Source organism: Pseudoalteromonas sp. HF66 (genome assembly GCF_011806445.1).
Classification (GTDB): Bacteria; Pseudomonadota; Gammaproteobacteria; order Enterobacterales; family Alteromonadaceae; genus Pseudoalteromonas; species Pseudoalteromonas apostichopi.
The window spans coordinates 19,441-36,739 of the sequence record NZ_JAATOU010000009.1 but is presented as its reverse complement, the minus strand read 5'-3'; the positions used below and the strand labels follow the sequence as shown (position 1 = coordinate 36,739).

The 17,299-nt window shown below is 41.7% G+C and carries 16 protein-coding genes; 14 read left to right on the top strand and 2 right to left on the bottom strand.

What is annotated here, in order from left to right:
• Positions 1–11: 11 nt before the first annotated feature.
• From pstA to HCZ11_RS10610, 9 genes are all read left to right on the top strand, one after another.
• The gene (pstA, locus tag HCZ11_RS10650) at positions 12–1,661 is read left to right on the top strand and encodes a phosphate ABC transporter permease PstA (protein ID WP_130050419.1); all 1,650 of its coding nucleotides are present in this window, start codon (positions 12–14) and stop codon (positions 1,659–1,661) included.
• 26 nt (positions 1,662–1,687) lie between these two features.
• Positions 1,688–2,515, top strand: coding sequence for a phosphate ABC transporter ATP-binding protein PstB (pstB, locus tag HCZ11_RS10645; RefSeq protein ID WP_130050420.1), 828 nt, complete (start codon positions 1,688–1,690; stop codon positions 2,513–2,515).
• A 47-nt stretch (positions 2,516–2,562) separates the two neighbouring features.
• The gene (gene phoU / locus HCZ11_RS10640) at positions 2,563–3,264 is read left to right on the top strand and encodes a phosphate signaling complex protein PhoU (protein ID WP_130050421.1); all 702 of its coding nucleotides are present in this window, start codon (positions 2,563–2,565) and stop codon (positions 3,262–3,264) included.
• 151 nt (positions 3,265–3,415) lie between these two features.
• Positions 3,416–4,093, top strand: a complete 678-nt coding sequence (locus HCZ11_RS10635) for a TIGR00153 family protein (RefSeq protein ID WP_130050422.1) — start codon at positions 3,416–3,418, stop codon at positions 4,091–4,093.
• Between the two features lie 42 nt (positions 4,094–4,135).
• Positions 4,136–5,404: an inorganic phosphate transporter gene (locus HCZ11_RS10630; protein ID WP_130050423.1), complete on the top strand. Its 1,269-nt coding sequence runs from the start codon at positions 4,136–4,138 to the stop codon at positions 5,402–5,404.
• Positions 5,405–5,480: 76 nt separating this feature from the next.
• Positions 5,481–6,410, top strand: a complete 930-nt coding sequence (locus HCZ11_RS10625; RefSeq protein WP_130050424.1) for a hydrogen peroxide-inducible genes activator — start codon at positions 5,481–5,483, stop codon at positions 6,408–6,410.
• Between the two features lie 132 nt (positions 6,411–6,542).
• Positions 6,543–7,085: an RNA polymerase sigma factor gene (locus HCZ11_RS10620; protein WP_130050425.1), complete on the top strand. Its 543-nt coding sequence runs from the start codon at positions 6,543–6,545 to the stop codon at positions 7,083–7,085.
• Complete coding sequence (locus HCZ11_RS10615) at positions 7,078–7,677, top strand: hypothetical protein (RefSeq protein WP_130050426.1); 600 nt, start codon at positions 7,078–7,080, stop codon at positions 7,675–7,677. Before HCZ11_RS10620 ends, HCZ11_RS10615 begins: the two co-directional genes overlap by 8 nt.
• 1 nt (position 7,678) lies before the next feature.
• Entirely contained in the window at positions 7,679–8,587 is a 909-nt protein-coding gene (locus HCZ11_RS10610) for a hypothetical protein (protein ID WP_167658395.1), read from the top strand.
• A gap of 29 nt (positions 8,588–8,616) precedes the next feature.
• Here the strand turns inward: HCZ11_RS10610 and HCZ11_RS10605 are convergent, their stop codons facing one another.
• Together HCZ11_RS10605 and HCZ11_RS10600 are read right to left on the bottom strand one after the other, a co-directional pair.
• Entirely contained in the window at positions 8,617–8,820 is a 204-nt protein-coding gene (locus tag HCZ11_RS10605; RefSeq protein WP_054563535.1) for a hypothetical protein, read from the bottom strand.
• A gap of 233 nt (positions 8,821–9,053) precedes the next feature.
• Positions 9,054–11,564, bottom strand: coding sequence for an EAL domain-containing protein (locus HCZ11_RS10600; protein WP_167658394.1), 2,511 nt, complete (start codon positions 11,562–11,564; stop codon positions 9,054–9,056).
• Positions 11,565–11,779: 215 nt separating this feature from the next.
• Here HCZ11_RS10600 and queA point away from each other — a divergent pair, with 215 nt between their 5' ends.
• The 5 genes from queA to secF all read left to right on the top strand — a co-directional run bounded on the left by queA (position 11,780) and on the right by secF (position 17,283).
• Positions 11,780–12,811: a tRNA preQ1(34) S-adenosylmethionine ribosyltransferase-isomerase QueA gene (queA, locus tag HCZ11_RS10595; RefSeq protein ID WP_130050429.1), complete on the top strand. Its 1,032-nt coding sequence runs from the start codon at positions 11,780–11,782 to the stop codon at positions 12,809–12,811.
• Between the two features lie 138 nt (positions 12,812–12,949).
• Complete coding sequence (tgt, locus tag HCZ11_RS10590) at positions 12,950–14,077, top strand: tRNA guanosine(34) transglycosylase Tgt (RefSeq protein ID WP_058583935.1); 1,128 nt, start codon at positions 12,950–12,952, stop codon at positions 14,075–14,077.
• Positions 14,078–14,106: 29 nt separating this feature from the next.
• The gene (yajC, locus tag HCZ11_RS10585; protein ID WP_036973302.1) at positions 14,107–14,445 is read left to right on the top strand and encodes a preprotein translocase subunit YajC; all 339 of its coding nucleotides are present in this window, start codon (positions 14,107–14,109) and stop codon (positions 14,443–14,445) included.
• Positions 14,446–14,467: 22 nt separating this feature from the next.
• Positions 14,468–16,327, top strand: coding sequence for a protein translocase subunit SecD (secD, locus tag HCZ11_RS10580; RefSeq protein ID WP_167658393.1), 1,860 nt, complete (start codon positions 14,468–14,470; stop codon positions 16,325–16,327).
• Between the two features lie 8 nt (positions 16,328–16,335).
• Positions 16,336–17,283: a protein translocase subunit SecF gene (gene secF, locus HCZ11_RS10575; RefSeq protein ID WP_130050431.1), complete on the top strand. Its 948-nt coding sequence runs from the start codon at positions 16,336–16,338 to the stop codon at positions 17,281–17,283.
• Positions 17,284–17,299: the final 16 nt, after the last annotated feature.

Genomic DNA, 17,299 nt, shown 5'->3' with positions numbered 1-17,299 from the left:
AGAAACACGACATGGTAAAGCAGTGGTTTAAGTCTGGTTCTCCTTGGATTTGGATGACCGGCGGTGCGGTAAGCATCAGTTTAATCTCGGTTCTTGGCTTACTAGCCATGATTGCTTGGAAAGGTTTAAGCTTTTTCTGGCCATCAGAAGTAGTGCAACTTGAGCTGCAAGGTTCAGTAGCAAAGCAAACAGTGATCGGTGAAGTTTATGACCGAGAACTAGTTGCAAAATCACGTATTGAGGCGACGGGCGTTGATTTATCTGATTACGACAAAGAGCAACTAGAGCGCTTACTCATTAAAACAGGTAACCGAGAGTATGTAGATCTAGATTTCCGTTGGGTATTAGAGACAGATATTACATCACGTACTACGCCAGCTGAGCTTGCTGTATTCGAGCGTAGCAAAAACGGTAACTTTTACGGTTATGTTGAACAGGTTATTAAAGACGGTGAAGTTATCACAGATAACAAAATCGAAGAGCTTTATGATCTTGTTGACCGCGCAGTTGACCTGAATGACCAAGCCTTAGATTTACAAAATGGTGAAATTGGCCATATCAACTATGAGCTTGAGCGTTTACGTTTAAAAGAAAAAGCATACCAGCTTGATAACGAACTAACAGATGAGCGTGTTGCAGAGCTTGCACAAGCGCGTGCTGAGCTACGCGCTGAGTACACTGTATTAGAAAAACAGTTATTCGCACTTCGCAAAGCAGCTAAGCGTGACCAAGTAACGGTTAAAGACATGCGTGGTGAAGTGGTTACTTTGCCACTTTATCAAGTTCTTGATGTGTGGTTCCCTAATGACATGGGCTTCTTTGCTAAGCTTGGTCATTACTTTGTACAACTTGGTAAATTTGTTTCGGATGACCCTCGTGAAGCCAACACTGAAGGGGGTGTATTCCCTGCGATTTTCGGTACTGTGTTTATGGTCTTACTAATGGCAGTGATTGTGACGCCATTTGGTGTAGTCGCAGCGATTTACTTACATGAATACGCAGCAAAAAACGCCATTACTAAGATGATCCGTATCGCGGTAATCAACCTTGCCGGTGTACCTTCAATTGTATACGGTGTATTTGGCCTAGGTTTCTTTGTATACATGCTAGGCGGCAGTATTGACCAATTGTTCTACCCTGAGTCGTCGCCAAGCCCTGTATTTGGTACGCCAGGTGTTATTTGGTCAGCATTAACGCTAGCAATTCTAACGCTACCCGTTGTAATTGTTTCGACTGAAGAAGGTTTATCACGTATTCCTAGTACAGTGCGCCATGGTTCACTTGCACTTGGCGCAACAAAAGCAGAAACGCTATGGCGTATCATCATTCCGATGGCAAGCCCAGCGATTATGACCGGTTTAATCTTAGCGGTTGCACGTGCAGCCGGTGAAGTAGCACCACTAATGCTTGTTGGTGTTGTTAAGATGGCGCCAACACTGCCACTTGACGGTAACTTCCCATACATACATTTAGATAGAAAATTTATGCACTTAGGTTTCCACATTTATGATGTTGGTTTCCAAAGCCCTAACGTAGAAGCGGCACGCCCGCTGGTATATGCCACGGCATTCTTACTGGTATCAGTAATTATCGCCCTGAATATCACCGCGATTGGTATTCGTAACCACTTACGCGAAAAGTTTAGAGCTCTTGAGCATTAATACAGAATTTTTATAGGTAGACAGAGATGATTACAGTTGCACCACAAGTAAACCAAGCGAAAAGCGCGGCAAAGCTAGATTTAGATAACCTAACTGCAGAGCAAACTGCGTTAGAAATTAAAAACTTAGATCTATACTACGGTGATAAACAGGCACTTAGCAGCGTAAATATGAACATCCCGAAGGGTCAGGTAACGGCATTTATCGGTCCATCAGGTTGTGGTAAATCAACACTTTTACGTTGTATCAACCGTATGAATGACCTAGTTGATAGCTGTCGTATAGATGGTGAGATCTTACTACATGGTCACAATATCTATGATAAGAATGTAGATGTTGCTGCACTACGAAGAAATGTCGGGATGGTATTCCAACGTCCTAATCCATTTCCAAAATCGATCTACGAAAATGTCGTTTATGGCCTACGCTTACAAGGTATTAAAGAAAAGCGTAAACTAGACGAAGTGGTTGAACAATCTTTACGTGGCGCAGCGTTATGGGATGAAGTGAAAGACCGCTTACACGATAGCGCATTTGGTCTATCTGGTGGTCAGCAACAGCGTCTTGTTATTGCTCGCTCAATTGCTATCGAGCCTGAAGTACTACTTCTGGATGAGCCTACATCGGCACTAGATCCAATTTCTACTTTAGTTATCGAAGAGCTAATTAACGACTTAAAGAACAAGTTTACCGTGGTAATCGTTACTCACAACATGCAACAAGCCGCTCGTGTATCTGACCAAACTGCGTTTATGTACATGGGTGAGTTGATTGAGTATTCAGATACCAATACGTTATTTACAACACCAAGCAAGAAGAAAACAGAAGACTACATTACAGGCCGTTACGGTTAGTCAATAAAGTCACTTGGTCTCGTAGACGAAATTTATAGAGGTAGACAATGGAACATAATATCAATAAACACATTTCGGGCCGTTTTAATGAAGAGCTTGAAAATGTGCGAAACCATGTATTGAACATGGGAGGGTTAGTTGAGCAACAACTAAACAGTGCACTAGATGCTGTTAGCAATGGTGATGCAGAACTTGCACAAAAAGTACGTGAAAACGACTATAAAGTGAATGCAATGGAAGTGAACATCGACGAAGAGTGCACGCGCATCATTGCTCGTCGTCAGCCAGCAGCAAGTGACCTACGCCTTGTGATTGCAATTGCTAAAACAATTGCTGATTTAGAGCGTATTGGTGATGAAGCTGAGCGCATTGCTAAAGTAGCGCTGGACTCATTCACAAAAGATCAGCAAGACCTACTGGTGAACATTGAAAACATGGGTCGCCAAGTATCGAAAATGCTTCACGATGTTCTTGATGCATTTGCACGTATGGATGTGCAGTGTGCGTTTGAAGTACACAAAGAAGATGCCAAAGTTGACCGTGAATATGAAGCAATTACACGTCAGATCATGACATACATGATGGAAGATCCACGCTCAATTCCGAAAATTATGGATTTAGTGTGGTCAGTTCGTTCATTAGAGCGAATTGGCGATCGTTGCCAAAATATAGCTGAATACATCATCTATTTTGTAAACGGTAAAGATATTCGTCATACATCTCAAGAAGATATAGAAAAGTCGCTGTAAATTAAGCCGCTCCTTTTCATTATTAAATCGAGCGGCCCTTGGGCCGCTTTGTGTTTTATTGGTGATGTAAGGCAGAAAAAGCGTTCACAATCGAACACAATGCTGTAAAATTCGCAGCTGCCAAAGCATACTAATTTATAAAGGGTCAGTTATGCCTACAAATGCATTTTTAGGGGTTTTTGCTAAATCACCTATTAAGCCTATGGAAGATCACATTAAGAAAGCACATCAAGCAAGTAAAGCATTGATACCTTTCTTTAATCACGTTTTTAAAGCAGAGTGGCAAGAAGCGGAAGAAATCCGCCTAAACATTCGCAATTTAGAGCGTGAAGCTGATGAAATGAAACGTAACATCCGCCTTCAACTACCACGTGGTTTATTCATGCCCGTTGAGCGTACCGATTTGCTTGAGCTTGTTACCCAACAAGACAAAATTGCTAACAAAGCAAAAGACATTGCAGGTCGTGTAGTTGGTCGTGAGATGACTATTCCTACTGAAATACAAGAAGATTTCCTTGTTTATTTAACGCGTTGTGTTGATGCGACTAAACAAGCATCAAAAGCAATCAACGAGCTAGATGAGCTGCTAGAAACTGGCTTCAAAGGTCGCGAAGTTACTTTAGTTGAGAAAATGCTCGTTGAATTGGACGCTATTGAACAAGACACGGATGACATGCAAATCAAAATTCGCCGTCAATTGCGCGCCATCGAAAATGAACTTAATCCTGTCGACGTAATGTTCTTATACAAGATCATTGAATGGGTAGGCGAGCTTGCAGATATTGCTGAGCGCGTAGGTTCTCGTCTTGAGCTGATGTTAGCTCGTTAATTTCAAATCAGTTCAAAAACGAAAAAATTAAAGGTTCACACAATGGATATCATTGCAAATTACGGCACGATACTGGTTTTAACTGCCGCCGCAGTTGGTTTCTTCATGGCTTATGGTATTGGTGCAAATGATGTTGCCAATGCGATGGGTACATCAGTTGGCTCAAAAGCACTTACAATTAAACAAGCAATCATCATCGCGATGGTGTTTGAATTCGCTGGCGCATACCTTGCTGGTGGTGAGGTTACATCTACAATCCGAAAAGGAATTATTGATGCGACGCCATTTATGGACATACCGGAACTTATGATCCTTGGTATGATTGCCGCACTATTCGCTGCAGGTAGCTGGTTATTGATTGCCTCTTTCTTAGGCTGGCCTGTATCTACGACTCACTCAATCATTGGTGCCATCATTGGTTTCGCTTTGGTTGCTGTCGGTAGCGAAGCAATCCAATGGAACAAGGTAATGGGTATTGTTGGTAGCTGGATTGTTACCCCTGCTATTTCTGGTTTTATTGCATACCTGATCTTTATGAGTGCGCAAAAGCTAATTTTTGACACTGATGCACCACTTAAAAATGCTAAGCGTTTCGTACCTGTGTATATGGGTCTAGCAGGCTTTATCATGTCACTGGTAACAATTAAGAAAGGCTTGAAGCACATTGGTATTGATTTAGGTGCTGTTGAAGGCTACGCGCTTTCTATCGCGATTGCAGTTGTCGTAGCTGTTATTGGTAAGATTGCTATTGCGCGTCTGAAAATCGATCCTAAAGCTGACAAAGCAATGCAATTTAACAACGTTGAGAAAGTGTTCGCAGTACTTATGGTACTAACAGCATGTTGTATGGCTTTCGCACACGGTTCAAACGATGTTGCTAACGCGATTGGTCCACTAGCTGCTGTTGTAAACATTGTTGAGCACAACGGTGAAATCGCTAAGAAAGCGGCTATCGCATGGTGGATTTTACCACTAGGTGGTTTAGGTATTGTTGCTGGTCTTGCTATCTTAGGTAAGAAAGTAATTAAAACAATCGGTGAAGGTATCACGCACTTAACACCAAGCCGTGGTTTTGCTGCAGAACTTGCTGCGGCTTCTACAGTTGTTATCGCTTCAGGTACTGGTTTACCTATTTCTACTACGCAAACACTGGTGGGTGCGGTACTAGGTGTAGGTATGGCACGTGGTATTGCGGCACTTAACATGGGTGTTGTAAGAAACATTGTAGTTTCTTGGGTAATTACATTGCCAGTTGGCGCAGCCCTTGCTATTGTTATTTTCTACGTACTGAGAACTGCCTTCGGGGTATAAAAAGTACTAAAAGACTTTTAGCTTGAAAAGATCTCAATGCCTTAGGTATTGGGGTCTTTTTATTTTCAGGTAGAGTATGAATAACTTACCAAGTATAAAACAACTACAGTATTTACTAGCAGTCCATCAACATCAACACTTTGGCCGCGCAGCCAGCGCCTGTTTTATTGGTCAATCTACATTAAGTAGTGCAATTCAAAATCTAGAAGAAACTTTAGGTTGCCAGCTCATAGAGCGCGAAAACCGCAGTTTAATGTTTACAGCTATTGGTGAGGAAGTTGTAGAGAAAGCCCGTAAAATTATTGACGACACTCTTAGTCTAAAAGAGCTTACAAAGAGCTTTTTAACGCCTTTAAGCGGGACACTTACTCTTGGTGTGATCCCAACGATTGCCAGCTTTATTGCTGCGCCCTTATATCATTTCTGCAAACAAACCTTTACTGAGTTAGAGTTAGTCTTGGTTGAAGATACCAGCGACAAGCTACTCGATAAGCTAGAGCACGGACAAATTGATATGGCTTTACTGGCCTTGCCATTTGATACTGAAAAGTTTCATACCCAAGTACTTGCCAAAGATCACTTCAGTCTAGTGCATCATAAAGATTACACTCCAGCGGATGGTGTAGAAGATTTTAATCTGTTACCTGATGCTAGCGTGTTTTTACTTGAACGTGAGCATTGTATGACTGGGCACGCGCTAAGTGCCTGTCATTTAAATCGCTCAAGCTGTATTAATCCATTTGAAGCGGCAAGCTTACATACTTTATTAAGTATGGTTGAACACCAACTGGGTGTTACTTTCCTACCTCAAATGGCCATAAATGCCGGCATTTTAGATAAGAAAGATATGGTCGCAACGCCATCTCAAGGCGATGCTTACCGAGAAATAGGTATCGTGTGGCGTAAAACCACAGGCCGGATCAGAGACTTTAGGCTGTTTAGCCAACAGTTAGAGCTATTTCTTAACAAGCAATGTAGCTTAGACGGTCAGTGTGACAACGAATAAAGCCTCTACCTCTAAATAAAACCCCAAATAAAAAATTTGGGGTTTTTTATTATTTAAACAAACTATTTTTTTCCTTCCCTCGACTAACATAATAACAAAACCATAAAAGGCAGATCAGATGACGAGGCTAGTGTGTTTTTTCAATCACTTGAAACATTAATTGCTAAAGCGCAGCAAGGTAATAAACGGGCGTGGTTGAAATTAGTCAAGCAGCACGAAACACAGGTGTATAACTATTGTTTAAGGATGCTAAGCCACCCTGATGATGCAATGGATTTGATGCAAGAAGTGTTTATTTCTGTATATAAAAGCTTGCCAAGTTTTCGCGGGGAATCGAGTTTTAACACTTGGCTCTATCAAATTGTGCACAGGCGCAGTGTTGAATATTATCGCCGCCGTAAGCTGCATCAGAGCTTGGATTCTGTACCAGAAGAAAGTTGTGAGCAGAGTGAGTTAGAAACCAATCGACTGCAATCCGAGCAGCATTATGAGCTCAAAGAAATGATGAATAATTTACCCTGGGAGCAACGCTTGGTGGTGGAGTTAAAATTTTTTCAGCACTGTACGTTTGAAGAGATAGCTGAGCAATTAGGTATTTCAACCAATACAGCTAAATCGAGACTATACAGTGCACTTGGTAAGTTAAAAGTGCATTTGGAGGCCGTAGATGGCTAATTTAGATTCATTGTTTAGCGCATGGTTAGAAGGCGAAAGTCTTACCGATGAGCAAATTGCGTTGCTACAGGCCAATGCTGAATATGCATTAATGATGAGTAATGCAATGCAATGGCAACAGCAAAGTCAGAATTATGAAACGGTGTCAGTACCAAACTGGGATCGAGAGTCCAGTATGCCAAAAGTACAAAAATCGAATCTGTTTTTTGGTTCAGGGATGTGGGCAGTGGCTGCATCAATTGCATTTTGCGCGTGGCTTTTTGTTAGTAATCCACAGCAAGGAAATCAGCAATTACTCGAGCAAGTGGCCAAACAAACCAATTTATTAGAGTCACAACAAAAGCAAATAGATCAATTGCAAAATATTATCACTGCGCAAAATGAAGTGCAGCAGCAACAAATGTATCAGTTAGCAAAAGAAGCTATTAAGACGGGGCGAGTAGAGCGTCAGGAAGATATTGCCAGTGTGCTTGCATATATTAAAACGCAGCGAGCCCAAGACCAAGCGTACTTACGTATGCAATTAAATGATTTAGCAGAGCAAGTGGATGGTAGCCCATTGCCAACCGTTGCCAATAACTTGGAGTATTAAGATGTCAAAATACAAATCAACCACAGCTGCCTTATTGCTTTGCACAGTAGTAAGCTTATCAGCACAAGCAAGTGATGAATTAGATCAAATTCAGCGAGAAGTAGGCATAATGGAAAAAATCCTAACAGCCGCATTAAAACAAGATACCGATAACAAGGTAAGAAACGTGTCTTCAAGTTATTTGCAGCACCAAGGCGTGGTGTTTAGCTTTGATGTGCGAGGTAGCTCACGTTGGTCTTCAGTATTTGCGACTGTGCCTGATGCCCCCCTTCCACCACTGCCAGATATCGATTTTGAAGAGCTGGCTGAAATAGAAGTGCTGGGCGAACATGTGCAAGTGATTAGCGATGCTGTCGTAGTGAAAACCCAAGAGGCCTATCAACAAGCCATGGAAGTAATGCGAGAAAGCGCTGAACGAGTTCGTGAAGTAGCTGAACAAGAGCGCGATGTTAGCCGTGAAATCCGCGACCTTGAACGTGAAAAGCGCGACCTTGAATTTGACCGCCGTCACGATAAAGATGCGAAAGAGCAAGAGCTCGAAAAGCGTAAACAGGCTTTGCAAGCATCTATCAAAGAGCTTGAAAAACAGCAGCAAAAGTTGTCATTAAAACAGCAAGAAATGCGCAAAGAGTTAGCTGAGAAGAAGCAAGCGCGTGTTAAAGAACAAAAACAGCAATTGGCCGCCTTAGCTCAGCAAGTAGATAAAAGTTTATCACTGACCTTATGTGATTATGGTAGCGGCTTAAGAAGTCTACCTAATGATGAGCATGTCAGTTTTATCATTCGTGGTGTTAGCGAAGGTAAAAGTGAGCAAGTAAAAGTGTTTAAAAAATCAGATATTAAAAAGTGTGTGGTTGGTGATATAAAAGCCGCACAATTACTTGATAAAGCATCAAGTTATAGCTTTTAAGCTTTCACACTCCCAACTAAAAAAGCAGCCTAAAGTGGCTGCTTTTCATTCATTGAAAATGGTTTTAAGTCGGGTAAAAACAACAAGTAAACCCACACGACTAAATTAAAGTAAGGTACTAACCCTAGCCCTGTAAATGTTTTTACCGGATACCCCTTAAAGGTCGCATTACGGTAACATTGATACGCTATCCCTAGATTCACAATCAGTAACAAAACGATTAGTTGTGTCATCACTTTTCTCCTTTATACCGTCAATACATGGACTTAACGATGTTAAGTTATATTATGTATGTTTAATATAATATGCAATGTCATGTTTTTTTTGGATAATCACCATAAATGCATGACATTTCATCTTGCTGTGGATTTAAGTATAGATGAGTATTGTCAGTATGGAAGTTTAAAAACTAATAAAAAATGTTTAAAAATGTATTAAATTTAAGCTTTTTAAGGCTAGATAATTGTTAGTTAAACAGATTATTTTCAGATATTTTTTTAAGCTCGTCGCTTATTTTTTCAACCGGAACAGGACGAGCAATAAAGTAACCTTGACCATAGTCGACACCAATCTCTTTTAGCGCTAAGAATATCTCTTTATTTTCAACATATTCAGCAACAGAGCGTTTATCTAAAGAAGTACTAATGTCATTAATCGCTTTCACAAGAGCTAAATCGATGGGGTCATTCAACATGTCGCGGACGAATGAGCCATCAATTTTTACATGCTGAGCAGGTAATTGTTTAAGGTAGTTAAAAGTACTAAAGCCAGTTCCAAAGTCATCAATAGAGAAGTGGCAACCTAAGCCGTTTAATCGCTCGATCATGGCACGGGTAGCAGCAAGGTTATTGATACTTGCAGACTCAGTGATCTCAAAAATAATGCGTGTTGGTTCAACACTGTATTCTTTTAAGCTCGACTCAATATGTGGCAGCAAGCGCTCATCTAAAAATGACTGTGCAGACAAGTTAATCGCAACTTGATTTAGTTCGGGGTACTTGGCAACGCTTTTAATAGCATTACGAATTACACATTGATCCATCAAAAAGGTATCGTTTAAAAGCTCTAGTGCAGGAATAAACTGGTTAGGGTAGATGAGTTCATCATCAAGCGTTAAGCGTAATAAAGCTTCAAAATAGGCAACGTGACCTTGCTTGAAATCCCAAATCGGTTGATAGTGTAATTCGATAGCATCATGTTGTAATGCTTGGCGAATACTGTGGCCCCACTCAAGGCCAGCTTGTAAACTGTTGTGGCTAGAGTCTTCCTTCGAGTAGCAATGAACTAGATTTCGGCCTAAGCTCTTTGCCACATACAGAGCAATATCAGCTTGCTTTAAACACTCACTTGGATCGTTATTTTCAGCGGTTATTTGGGTTAAACCTATCGAGCAGCTAATTGAGTATTCTTGACCTTCTGAGTGAAAACGGTGTTTTTCAATCGCCATACAAATACTTTCTGCAACTAAGTGCGCATCGAGTAAGTTGGTATTTTTTAAGATCACGGCAAATTCATCACCACCTATACGGCAGATCAGGTGCTCCTCACTGATATTTGTAATGAATAACTGAGCAACCTCTTTTAAAACGATATCACCTTGTTGGTGACCTTTACTGTCATTGATAATTTTAAAGTGATCTAAGTCGATATAAATGAGCGCATGCTCGGTATCATTACTGGTGTATTTAGCTTTACAAATACGTTGTAATTGTTGGTCAAAGTAGTAGCGGTTATGCAGTTCTGTGAGCGTATCATGGAGCGCTAAGTGACGTAGTTGCAGTTCAGCTTGCTTACGTTCATGGATGTTATCGATAGTAGCAGTTATCGTCGCTGAGTTTTGGCTATTTTTAATCAGCTGTAAGCGGCACTCAACCCAAATTGCATTGCCATTTTTGTGTTTTAACTGAATTTCAACTTGTTGCTGTAACTCGCCACCACGCAAGATACTCTGAATTGTAGCCTGCAGCTTTGTTTTGCACTCAGGCAAACAAAAGTCAGTTAATGATTTCGCCAAACTAGACTTAATGCCGTAGCCCGTCAGATGCTCCCATGCTGGGTTAATAAAGCGAATATTACCCTCTTGGTTAAACTCAAGCACCACGGTATTGAGATGTAATAAGATACGTTGGTGAGCTGAAAAAAGCTCTTTATAACGGCTTTGGCTCTGACTTAGTTGTTCTACTTTTTGCGCAAACTCTGCATAGCTCACCATAAAGTCTTCACGACGGGCGGCATGGTCGCAGACTTTACTCAATAAGGAATGATCGTAAGGTGCGCGAATAAAATCAGTGACGCCAGAAAGTAACAATTGCTCAGCGTAATCTGCATCATTGTTATCTATGATGGTTACAATTGCTTGTTTAGGGTTGTGCTGTAAAATTTCACTAATCAATCCGGCTGCGGTATCAGAGTGAGATTCAGTGGCATCTATCAGTACAATGGCAAACTTTTGCTGCAAATAGGTGGCAAGGGCCGCTTTTGTTGATGTGGTATGGGTAATAGCGAAGCTGAGTTTTAGCTGTTCGCTAATGTCATTTGCTTTACGGTTATCTGTTTCAAGTAGTAATAAATTAAGGCGACTACTTTTTTCAAGGTGAGTTGATAACACGTTTGCCAGTACTTGCGGTAGCATATCTTGGCGCTCAAACGGCAGTACGGCATCAATACCATAGCTTCGTGCAGTGGTTTCGGCTATACGTTCACAATAAATTGGAGGAGTAAGTAAAATCGGCGTGTTTTTTGGGGTCTTTAATAACCCAGAGCGAATCATGCGCGAGAAGCGCCAGCCATCAATTTTACCGACCTCAAGGCCTGTAATGATAATATCCACAGGGTGGCTTTTGAGAATTTTTAGCGCATCTTGAGAGTCACTAGCTTCGATAAAGGTGAAGACATTAAGCTTATTTAATGTAGTCTTAATTGTTTCACGCTCAGCAACGCTCGCGTTCAAAATTAGCAGCTTTAACTGCTTTGCCATGGCGCTACTACCTCTTACTTAACCCATGTTTAGTGAATAAGCTAGAATAATGACATTTTGCCTAATCTACAAGCAAACTTTACCTAAAAGCGGTTATTAAGCACTTAAGTCTAAAATCGCCTTTAGCGAGCGCTAAGATGGTGCAGGGCTTTGCTTGAGGTAGTGGGCGTATCAGAGTAAACTTGGCGCGTTTTTATTAATGAGAGATATGCTCCATGCGCGTAGCTGATTTTAGCTTTGACCTTCCTGATGAATTAATTGCTCGTTTTCCTAAAGCAGATCGAACTAGCAGCCGTTTACTGACGCTTGATGGCCCGTCAGGGCAAGTTGAGCACAAAGTATTTAGTGATATTTTATCGCTCGTTAACGAAAATGACTTATTAGTTTTTAATAACACCAAAGTGATCCCTGCTCGCATGTTCGGGCAAAAAGAGTCGGGTGGTAAGCTAGAGGTATTGGTCGAGCGTGTGCTTGATGAGCACCGAGTGCTGGCTCATGTACGTGCCAGCAAATCACCAAAACCAGGATCAAAAATCATTCTTGAAGGTAAAGCTGAAGCAATCATGGTTGCCCGTCACGGTGAGCTATTTGAGCTTGAATTTGCCAAAGACGAAAATGTACTTGATATTCTTAATGACATTGGGCACATGCCATTGCCACCCTATATTGACCGCCCTGATAACGAATCAGACCGTGAGCGTTACCAAACAGTATATGGTGAAAAACCAGGTGCAGTTGCAGCCCCAACTGCAGGCCTGCATTTTGACGATAAGTTAATGGCAGCCTTAAAAGATAAAGGCATTAACATGGCGTTTGTGACTTTGCATGTTGGTGCAGGTACTTTCCAGCCTGTGCGCGTTGACTCAGTTGATGAGCATGTCATGCACTCAGAGTACATCGAAGTACCAGATGAAGTGGTTAAAGCGGTAGCTGAAACGAAAGCAAAAGGTGGTCGTGTAATTGCGGTGGGTACTACGTCAGTGCGTTCGTTAGAGTCAGCTGCTAAAGTGCACGGCGGCAAATTAGATACATATTTTGGTGATACCGATATCTTTATCTACCCGGGTTATCAGTTCAATGTGGTTGATGCCATGGTGACAAATTTTCACTTACCTGAATCAACGTTAATCATGTTAGTGAGTGCTTTTGCTGGCCAAGAGAACATTATGGGTGCCTACCATACGGCTATTGAGCAGCAGTATCGCTTCTTTAGTTATGGTGATGCGATGTTCTTAACGCGCAAATAACTATAAAAAGCCCAGTTTTTTAACTGGGCTTTTTATTTTCGAATTTAGCCCAATTTATAGTAATAAACCCGCAAACAGGGTAGAATCGAGCGGTTAAATTATAGCTTGTTGGACTGTTTTTCCGACACTGAGGATAATATGAAATTTGAATTAGACCGCACTGACGGTAAAGCGCGCCGCGGCCGCTTGATTTTTGAACGTGGTGTTGTAGAAACGCCAGCATTTATGCCTGTAGGTACTTACGGTACTGTTAAAGGCATGACGCCTGACGAAGTGAAAGATACCGGCGCGCAAATTTGCCTAGGTAACACTTTCCACTTAATGCTGCGTCCTGGTACAGAAATCATTAAGCAACACGGTGATTTACACGACTTTATGAATTGGGATCGTCCAATCCTAACTGATTCAGGCGGTTTCCAAGTATTCAGCTTAGGCGCAATGCGTAAAATCACTGAAGAAGGCGTAATGTTCAGCTCACCAGTTAATGGTGAAAAAATCATGCTTTCGCCAGAAAAAGCGATGCAAGTTCAGCGTGATTTAGGCTCTGACATCGTGATGATTTTTGACGAATGTACGCCATACCCTGCGACAGAAAAAGAAGCTAAAGATTCTATGGAGTTATCACTTCGTTGGGCTAAACGTTCAAAAGAAGGTCATGGTGATAACCCAGCTGCGCTATTTGGTATTATTCAAGGTGGTATGTATCCTGAGCTTCGTGCACAATCACAAAAAGGCCTAGAAGAAATCGGCTTTGATGGTTATGCCTTAGGTGGTTTATCGGTAGGAGAGCCGAAAAATGAGATGATCAATATTCTTGATCACTGTGCTTACAAAATGCCTGAAGACAAGCCTCGTTACTTAATGGGCGTTGGTAAACCAGAAGATTTAGTTGAAGCGGTTCGCCGTGGTATCGATATGTTTGACTGTGTAATGCCTACGCGTAATGCTCGTAACGGTCATTTATTCGTAACTGGCGGCATTGTTAAAATCCGTAATGCAGTCCATAAAACAGACACGGGTCCACTGGATCCTGAGTGTGATTGTCATACTTGTAAAAACTATTCACGTGCATACTTGCATCATCTTGATAAATGTAATGAAATCTTAGGCGCACGTCTAAACACGATTCATAACTTACGTTATTATCAACGCGTGATGGAAGGCTTACGTAATGCCATTAGCAATGGCAAACTAGACGAATTTGTTGCAGATTTTTATGCACGCCGCGGCCAAGAAGTGCCTGAGCTTGCAGATACATCAGATTAAATTTTTAGAAAAATTAAAGAGGAAGTGAAATGAGTTTATTCATCTCAAACGCCCACGCAAGTGCGGCAGGTGCAGCACCAGCAGGTGGTGGCATGGAAATGCTGATCATGTTGGGTATTTTCGGTCTGGTATTTTATTTCTTAATCTACCGTCCACAAGCTAAGCGCGTAAAAGAGCATAAAGCACTAATGAGCGCAATGGCAAAAGGCGACGAAGTACTAACGCAAGGTGGTTTAGTGGGTAAGATTGCTAAAATCGCTGATGACAAAGACTTCATCGTGATTTCATTAAATGACCAAGCAGAAGTAACAGTACAAAAATCAGCTGTTTCTGCAGTATTGCCTAAAGGCACTATGAAGTCGCTATAACAATAAAAATAAGGACTCACACGTGTTAAACAAGTTTCCATTATGGAAGTATTTACTTGTTCTTGTAGTGTTAGTCGTTGGTATTTTATATGCCTCTCCTAACTTGTATGGCCGTGACCCGGCCATACAAGTATCGGGCACTAAAGGTACTGATGCTGACCTCAGCGTACTCGATAAAGTAAATGCGACTCTCAAAGAACATAACGTTACTGTTAAATCAAGTAAACTTGAAGACGGACAAATTCTGGTTCGTTTTAAGAATGTTGAAGACCAACTAAAAGCGCAAGATCTACTGCGTGATTCCCTTAGTGAAGATTATATCTCTGCAATCAATATGGCTCCTGCTCAACCAGAGTGGTTAAAGTCACTGGGTGGTAACCCAATGAAGCTAGGCCTAGATTTAAGCGGTGGTGTTCACTTTACTATGGAAATCGACATGGCGACGGCGGTTGATACTCAGCTTGAGCAAATGGAACAAGATTTCAAAAGTGACTTACGTGAAGAAAAACTACGTTATCGTACTATTCGCCGTGTAGCGAATAGTGAGCGATTACGTGTTGAAATGCGTAACGAAGAAGATAAAGACGCTGCAGAGCGTTTCTTATCAACACGTTACCCATTAAACGTTTATGTTGATGATAGCAGCAGCGATAATGCTTTTTATGCCAGCATGAGCGAGCAAAAGCTTAAAGAAATTCGTGATTACGCTATCAAACAAAACGAAACGATTATTCGTAACCGTATTAACCAGATTGGTGTTGCAGAGCCGAACGTACAGCGTCAAGGTGCTGAGCGCATTATCGTGCAGCTTCCGGGTGTACAAGATACAGCTCGTGCAAAAGAAATTCTTGGTGCAACAGCAACATTAGAATTCCGCGAAGTTGATGAAAACGCAGATGCAAGTGCTGCGCTTCAGGGCCGTTTACCGCCTGGTACTGAAATGATTATGGCTCGTGAAGGTTACCCTGTGGTACTTAAGCAACGCATCATCCTTGAAGGTAGCCACATTACTGGCGCGCAATCAGGTATGGATGAGTATCAACGTCCACAAGTTAGCATCACGCTAGACAGTAAAGGTGGCGCGAAAATGAATGCGTTCACTAAGCGTGCGATCGGTAAACGCATGGCAACGGTATTTATCGAATATAAGCCATCAGGTAAAACAGATGAAAATGGTAAAGCACTTCCACCAATTAAAGTTGAAGAAGTGATTAACGTGGCGACGATTCAAGCGCGTCTTGACCGTTCATTCCGTATTACTGGTATCGATAACCCAGCTGAAGCACATAATCTTAGCTTATTACTACGTGCGGGTGCACTTGTTGCGCCAATTCAAATTGTTGAAGAGCGCACGGTAGGTCCAAGCTTAGGTCAGGAAAACATTGAAGCGGGTATGACCGCGGTTGTGCTTGGTTTCGTGTTTGTACTTTTATTTATGCTTGTTTATTACAAAGGTTTCGGCATGGTGGCGAATATCGCCCTAGGTGCCAACTTAGTACTAATCGTCGGTGTAATGTCGCTTATCCCAGGTGCAGCGCTAACGCTACCGGGTATTGCCGGTATCGTACTAACCGTAGGTATGGCCGTTGATGCCAACGTACTTATCTTCGAACGTATTCGTGAAGAACTTGCAGATGGTCGCAGTCCACAACAAGCGGTTCATTTTGGTTACGACAGCGCGTTTAGCACAATTTTAGATGCTAATATCACAACGCTTATCGCAGCAGTGATCCTATTTGCAGTGGGTACTGGTCCTATTGCTGGTTTCGCAGTAACGCTAGCGATTGGTATTATCACCTCTATGTTTACAGCCATTGTTGGTACCCGTGCGGTAATCAACTTGTTTATTGGCGGTAAGCGCGTTGAGAAGTTGTCGATTTAGGAGTCAGCATGCAAATTTTAAAACTCGGTGGTAAAACACTCCCGTTTATGAAGTTAAGAAAGTTTGCCATGGCACTATCAACTTTGTTGATTTTGGCTTCTTTCGTATCGTTTTTTACTAAAGGCTTAAATTTTGGTCTCGACTTCACTGGCGGTACCGCTGTTGAGGTAGGCTTTACACAGGCACCTGATCTTAAAGAAGTTCGTGATGCAATCACTGAAAGTGGCTTTGAAGATTTTTCGGTGCAACTGTTTGGCTCAAGTAAAGAGATTCTAGTGCGTCTTGCTCCGCAAGGTCCTGGCGTAAAAGCAGAAGTAATTGGTAACCAAATCATTACGGCATTACAAAAAGTTGAGTCGACAGTAGAAATGCGTCGTATCGAATTTGTTGGCCCAAGTGTTGGTGAAGATCTGAAAGAGCAGGGTGGCCTTGCTATGTTAACTGCGCTTATCTGTATCTTAATTTACGTTGCGTTTCGTTTTGAATGGCGTTTTGCGGTCGGTGCAGTATCAGCACTATTACACGACGTTATCATTACATTAGGTTTATTCTCAGTGCTTGGCCTTGAGTTTGACTTAACGATTCTTGCGGCAATTTTGGCGGTAATAGGTTACTCACTCAACGATACCATCGTTGTATCTGACCGTATCCGTGAAAATTTCCGTAAGGTGCGTATTGATGACACGATTGAAATTATCGATATTTCATTAACGCAAACGTTAAACCGTACCCTAGTAACTTCAATCACCACTATCTTAGTATTGATTGCGTTATTTGGCTGGGGTGGTCAAACGATCCACGGTTTCGCAACTGCATTACTATTTGGTGTATTCATCGGTACTTACTCATCTATCTATGTTGCCTCAGCTGTAGCAATTGCAATGGGTGTAAGTAAAGAAGACTTAATTCCAGAAGTAATAGAAAAAGAAGGTGCGGATCTCGATCCTATGCCTTAACCAGTGTTACAAAGAA

Excerpts from the sequence above, each read along its gene's own strand:
- pstA (WP_130050419.1), top strand. The coding sequence starts at position 12 with ATGGTAAAGCAGTGGTTTAAGTCTGGTTCTCCTTGGATTTGGATGACC.
- pstB (WP_130050420.1), top strand. The coding sequence starts at position 1,688 with ATGATTACAGTTGCACCACAAGTAAACCAAGCGAAAAGCGCGGCAAAG.
- phoU (WP_130050421.1), top strand. The coding sequence starts at position 2,563 with ATGGAACATAATATCAATAAACACATTTCGGGCCGTTTTAATGAAGAG.
- HCZ11_RS10635 (WP_130050422.1), top strand. The coding sequence starts at position 3,416 with ATGCCTACAAATGCATTTTTAGGGGTTTTTGCTAAATCACCTATTAAG.
- HCZ11_RS10630 (WP_130050423.1), top strand. The coding sequence starts at position 4,136 with ATGGATATCATTGCAAATTACGGCACGATACTGGTTTTAACTGCCGCC.
- HCZ11_RS10625 (WP_130050424.1), top strand. The coding sequence starts at position 5,481 with ATGAATAACTTACCAAGTATAAAACAACTACAGTATTTACTAGCAGTC.
- HCZ11_RS10615 (WP_130050426.1), top strand. The coding sequence starts at position 7,078 with ATGGCTAATTTAGATTCATTGTTTAGCGCATGGTTAGAAGGCGAAAGT.
- HCZ11_RS10610 (WP_167658395.1), top strand. The coding sequence starts at position 7,679 with ATGTCAAAATACAAATCAACCACAGCTGCCTTATTGCTTTGCACAGTA.
- HCZ11_RS10605 (WP_054563535.1), bottom strand. The coding sequence starts at position 8,820 with ATGACACAACTAATCGTTTTGTTACTGATTGTGAATCTAGGGATAGCG.
- HCZ11_RS10600 (WP_167658394.1), bottom strand. The coding sequence starts at position 11,564 with ATGGCAAAGCAGTTAAAGCTGCTAATTTTGAACGCGAGCGTTGCTGAG.
- queA (WP_130050429.1), top strand. The coding sequence starts at position 11,780 with ATGCGCGTAGCTGATTTTAGCTTTGACCTTCCTGATGAATTAATTGCT.
- tgt (WP_058583935.1), top strand. The coding sequence starts at position 12,950 with ATGAAATTTGAATTAGACCGCACTGACGGTAAAGCGCGCCGCGGCCGC.
- yajC (WP_036973302.1), top strand. The coding sequence starts at position 14,107 with ATGAGTTTATTCATCTCAAACGCCCACGCAAGTGCGGCAGGTGCAGCA.
- secF (WP_130050431.1), top strand. The coding sequence starts at position 16,336 with ATGCAAATTTTAAAACTCGGTGGTAAAACACTCCCGTTTATGAAGTTA.